Consider the following 5,121-nt stretch of genomic DNA (forward strand, 5'->3'; position numbering starts at 1 on the left):
GCGCGATCTCGAGGGCGCGACCCTGGTGCTGCCCGCCACCGCGCACACCGCGCCGCTGTTGCAGCCGCTGGAGGCCGACGACGAGCTCTTCGCGCGCATCAACCTCGCGACGCTGCGCCTCACGATGCCCGGCAGCTTCCTCGACACGCCCGCCGTCGCGATGCCCAGCGGCGTCGAGCGCGTGGCCGCGCCCGACGGCAGCACCGATGTCCTGCCCACCGGCCTGCAGCTGATGCGCCCGCGCGGCGAGGACGTACGGCTGCTGCAGATCGCCCTTTCCCTCGAGCACCTGTTTTCTTCACCCCACTTCAAGGAGCAATGACATGACCAAGGAAATCTTCATCACCTTCGGCGTCGACGTGGACGCCGTCGGCGGCTGGCTCGGTTCGTACGGCGGCGAGGACTCGCCGGACGACATCTCGCGCGGCATGTTCGCGGGCGAGGTGGGATCGCCGCGGCTGCTGAAGCTGTTCAGGAAATACGGCCTGACCACCACCTGGTTCGTGCCCGGGCACTCGGCCGAGACCTTTCCGGACCAGATGAAGGCCGTGGTCGACGCGGGCCACGAGCTGGGCATCCACGGCTACAGCCACGAGAACCCGATCGCGATGACGCCCGAGCAGGAAGAGGCCGTGCTCGACCGCAGCATCGACGTCATCACGCGCCTCGCGGGCCGGGCGCCGACCGGCTATGTCGCGCCGTGGTGGGAGTTCAGCCCGGTCACCAACGAGCTGCTGATCAAGAAGGGCATCAAGTACGACCACAGCCTGATGCACAACGACTTCCACCCGTACTACGTCCGCGTCGGCGACCGGTGGACCCGGATCGACTACAGCAAGCATCCGGACAGCTGGATGAAGCCGCTCGAGCGCGGCACCGAGACCTCGCTGGTCGAGATCCCGGCCAACTGGTACCTGGACGACCTGCCGCCGATGATGTTCATCAAGAAGGCGCCCAACAGCCATGGCTTCGTGAATCCGCGCGACATCGAGCAGATGTGGCGCGACCAGTTCGACTGGGTCTACCGCGAGCACGACTACGCGGTGTTCCCGATCACGATCCATCCGGACGTCTCGGGCCGGCCCCAGGTGCTGCTGATGCTCGAGCGGCTGATCGAGCACTTCCAGTCCCACGCCGGCGTGCGCTTCATGACCTGCGACCAGATCGCGGACGACTTCCTGCGTCGCCATCCGCGCGGCTAGGCCCCGGCATTGCACCGCCCCTTCCACAGAGAACGACCATGACCGCCTCGATCCCTCCCCAAGCCGCGGCCGACGCCGCCTGGACGCCGCCGACCGTGACGAAGAAGCAGGTGAACTACGCCACCTGGGTGTGCTTCTTCGCCTGGGTGTTCGCCGTCTACGACTTCATCCTGTTCGGCACCCTGCTGCCCCGGCTCGGCGACCACTTCAAGTGGACCGCCGACCAGCAGACCAACCTCAACACCTGGGTCACGCTCGGCACGGTCATCGTGGCCTTCGGCATCGGGCCGATCGCCGACCGGCTGGGCCGGCGCAAGGGCATCATCATCGCGGTCGCGGGCGCGGCCCTGTGCTCGGGGCTGACGGCCTTCGCGGGCTGGGTGATCGGCCTGTCGGCCGGGGTGGGCTTCGTGCTGCTGATCCTGGTGCGCTCGCTGGCCGGGCTCGGCTATGCCGAGCAGAGCATCAACGCCACCTACCTCAGCGAACTGTTCTCGCTGGTGCACACCGATCCGGCCGCCACCAGGCGGCGCGGCTTCATCTACTCGCTGGTGCAGGGCGGCTGGCCGGTGGGCGCGGTGCTCACCGCGGCGCTAGTCGCGGCGCTCTATCCGCTGGGCGAACGCTGGTTCGGCGAAGGCGGCGGCTGGGCGCTGTCCTTCGTGTTCGCCATGTTCCCCGCCATCGTGATCGCGATCCTCGGCCGCCGGCTGGTCGAGACGCCGCAGTTCATCACCGGCCAGCGCATCGCGCGGCTGCAGCGCGAAGGCCGGGCCGCCGATGCGCAGCGGCTCGCGCAGGCACAGGGCATCGACCTGTCGGCACGGCATCACACCGGCATCTCCGCCATGTTCAAGGGCGCGTCGCTGCGGCCCACGCTGTCGCTGGCCCTGAGCTTCTTCCTCAACTGGTTCGCCATCGTGATCTTCGCCGTGCTGGGCACCTCGGTGCTCGGCGGCTCGGGCGGCACGCCCGGCAAGGGCGTGGATTTCTCCAATGCGCTGCAGGTGCTGATCGTCTCGAACCTGGCCGGCTTCCTCGGCTACATGTTCCACGGCTGGCTCGGCGACCGCATCGGCCGGCGCAACGCGGTTGCCATCGGCTGGGTGCTGGGCGGGCTCGCGTTCTACCTGATGCTGCAGGCGCCGCAGGGCGACTTCTGGCGCATCGTGCCGCTGTACTCGCTCGGCCTGTTCTTCCTGATCGGCCCCTATGCCGCGGTGCTGTTCCTGGTCGGCGAGAGCTTCCCGAGCCACATCCGCGCCACAGCCAGCTCCTTCGTCAACGCGATGGGGCAGGTGGGTGCCATCGCGGCCGGCTTCGGCGTGACCTACACGCTGTCGCACGGCGCCGATTGGGTGCAGGCCGCGGTCTTCTGGGGCGCGATTCCCTGCACGATCTCCGGCATCGTGATGCTGCTGGTGCCGCACGTCGACCCGAAGTCGGTGCGCTGAAGGAGCAATCCGATGACTTCATCGAAAGCAAGTGCGGGCCGCGTGGCATTGATCACCGGCGCAGCGAGCGGCATCGGCCAGGCGCTGGCGCTGGCCTATGCGCAGACCGATGTCGCGGTCGTGGGCGGCTATTTCCCGGGCGATCCGCACGACCCGGCGCAGACCGAGCGGCTGGTGAGCGACGCCGGCGGCCGCTGCGTCATGGTGCCCGTCGACGTCGGCGATGCCGACCAGGTCGAGCGCTTCGCGCAGACCGCCGTCGAGCGTTTCGGCCGCCTCGACCATGCGGTCGCGAACGCCGGCCTGCTGCGCCAGGCGGCGCTCACCGCCATGAGCGATGCGCAATGGATGGACGTGATCAACGTCGACCTCAGCGGCGTGATGCGCACCTTCCGCGCCGCGGCGCGCCACATGGGCGAGGGCGGCGCGATGGTCGCGGTGTCGTCGATCGCCGGCGGCGTGTACGGGTGGGAGAACCATGCCCACTACTCGGCCGCGAAGGCCGGCGTGCCCGGCCTGTGCCGTGCCGTGGCGATGGAGCTTGCGCCGCGCGGCATCCGCTGCAACTGCGTGATTCCCGGACTGATCGAGACGCCGCAATCGCTCGACCCGGTCAATTCGCTCGGTCCCGAGGGACTGCGGCAGGCGGCCGCCGGCATTCCGCTCGGCCGGGTCGGCAGGGCGCGCGAGATCGCGACGCTGATCCGCTTCCTGACCGGCGACGACGCGTCGTACATCACGGGCCAGTCGGTGATCGCCGATGGCGGCCTCACCGTGCGCTGGCCCGGTTGAACCGGCAGGAGCACCCATGAACGACAGACTCCTCAACGGGCGGCGCGCCGTCGTGACCGGCGCCGGCAGCGGCATCGGCGCCGCCATCGCGCTGGCCTATGCGCGCGCCGGCGCCGACCTGCTGCTGGCCGACATCGATCGCGCGCGGGTGGACGACACCGCGCGCCGCTGCCGCGAAGCCGGTGGCCGCGTCGAGACCGCCGTCGGCGACATCGGCGACGAGGCGGTGGCCAACGCGGCCATCGATGCCTGCGTGGCGGCCTTCGGCGGCATCGACATCCTGGTCAACAACGCCGGCATGCTGACCCAGTCGCGCTGCGCCGACATGCCGACCGCCATGTGGGACGACATGCTGCGCGTCGACCTGCGCAGCGTGTTCCTCTGCGCGCGCCGCGCCGTTGTGCACATGGCGGCGCAGCGCTGGGGGCGCGTGATCAACGTGGCCTCGCAGCTCGGCATCAAGGGCGGCGTCGAGCTGTGCCACTACGCGGCCGCCAAGGCCGGCGTGATCGGCTTCACCAAGTCGCTGGCGCTCGAGATGGCGCCGGCCAACGTGCTGGTCAACGCCATCGCGCCCGGCCCGATCGCCACGCCGCTGGTCGACGGCATCAGCGCCGACTGGAAGCGGGCCAAGGAAGCCAGCCTGCCGCTGGGCCGCTTCGGCCGCGTGGAAGAGGTGGCGCCCACCGCCGTGCTGCTGGCCTCCGATCCCGGCGGCAATCTCTACGTGGGCCAGACGCTCGGGCCCAATTCCGGCGACGTGATGCCCTGAAAGGCGGTGGACCATGTGCGGGATGTGCGGCTTGCTGCAAGGGACGGCGCACTGGAGCCATGCGGCGGCCGGTTCGGTGCAGGGACGGCGCCTGCGGCTGCTCCAGGTGGCGCGGGCCAACCGCCTGCTGCGGCTGTTCCGGCTCGAGCTGCAGGACTTCCATGGGCAGTCCTACCTGCTGCAGGGCCCGACCGGCGCGAGCGTGCTGGTGCCCGACTTCAGCGCGCTGTGGAGCGCGGCCGAGCAGTTGCTGGGCCGCACCATCGATCCGCTGGCGATGCCGTGGCCCGCGCAGGACGACGCGCCATGACGGACATCGCCTTCGAGGTCCTGCCCGTCGGCATCCTGACCGGCTTCCTCGGCAGCGGCAAGACCACCTTGCTGCGGCGCTGGCTGCAGGGCAGCGCCGCGGGCGACACGGCCGTGCTCATCAACGAGTTCGGCGACGTCGGCCTCGACCACCTGCTGGTCGGCGCGATCGACGCCGACACCGTGCTGCTCGACAACGGCTGCATCTGCTGCTCGATCCGCGGCGAACTCAAGGAGGCGCTGATGCGCCTGCTGTCGCGCCGCCAGCGCGGGGAACTGCCGGCGTTCCGCCGCGTGCTGATCGAGACCACGGGCCTGGCCACGCCGGGGCCGGTGCTGGGCACGCTGCTGGGCGATGCGCAGCTTCGCCATCACTTCCGGCCGGCCTTCGTCGCCACGGTGGTCGATGCCCTGCATGCCGAGCGCCAGCAGGCGCGGCACCCCGAATGGATCGCGCAGGTCGCAGCGGCCGACACGCTGTGGCTCAGCAAGACCGACCTGGTGGCGCCCGAGCAGGCGACGCGGCTGCGGGCGCTGCTGGCGGAACTCAACCCCGTGGCCCGCCAACTGGACGCGCCTTCGGCGGCGTCCG

At 70.3% G+C, this 5,121-nt stretch carries 6 protein-coding genes and 1 pseudogene; all 7 read left to right on the forward strand.

Annotation, left to right across the window (positions count from 1 at the left end):
• A pseudogene (locus AC27VN_RS32180) lies at positions 1 to 322 on the forward strand (amidase); the annotation flags it as partial.
• Between the two features lies 1 nt (position 323).
• A complete protein-coding gene (locus tag AC27VN_RS32185; RefSeq protein WP_093346852.1) occupies positions 324 to 1,202 on the forward strand; it encodes a polysaccharide deacetylase family protein in 879 nt (292 codons plus the stop codon).
• Positions 1,203 to 1,240: 38 nt separating this feature from the next.
• A complete protein-coding gene (locus AC27VN_RS32190) occupies positions 1,241 to 2,656 on the forward strand; it encodes an MFS transporter (RefSeq protein WP_490879187.1) in 1,416 nt (471 codons plus the stop codon).
• Positions 2,657 to 2,668: 12 nt separating this feature from the next.
• Positions 2,669 to 3,448: an SDR family NAD(P)-dependent oxidoreductase gene (locus AC27VN_RS32195; protein ID WP_490879188.1), complete on the forward strand. Its 780-nt coding sequence runs from the start codon at positions 2,669 to 2,671 to the stop codon at positions 3,446 to 3,448.
• Positions 3,449 to 3,464: 16 nt separating this feature from the next.
• Entirely contained in the window at positions 3,465 to 4,220 is a 756-nt protein-coding gene (locus AC27VN_RS32200) for an SDR family NAD(P)-dependent oxidoreductase (RefSeq protein WP_208510696.1), read from the forward strand.
• Positions 4,221 to 4,242: 22 nt separating this feature from the next.
• Complete coding sequence (locus AC27VN_RS32205) at positions 4,243 to 4,530, forward strand: hypothetical protein (protein WP_490879190.1); 288 nt, start codon at positions 4,243 to 4,245, stop codon at positions 4,528 to 4,530.
• Positions 4,527 to 5,121: CobW family GTP-binding protein (locus tag AC27VN_RS32210; protein ID WP_490879189.1), on the forward strand; the 595-nt coding region annotated here is incomplete at its 3' end. The genes AC27VN_RS32205 and AC27VN_RS32210, both read left to right, overlap by 4 nt.

This window comes from Variovorax sp. 20P10.2.4, assembly GCF_058244205.1.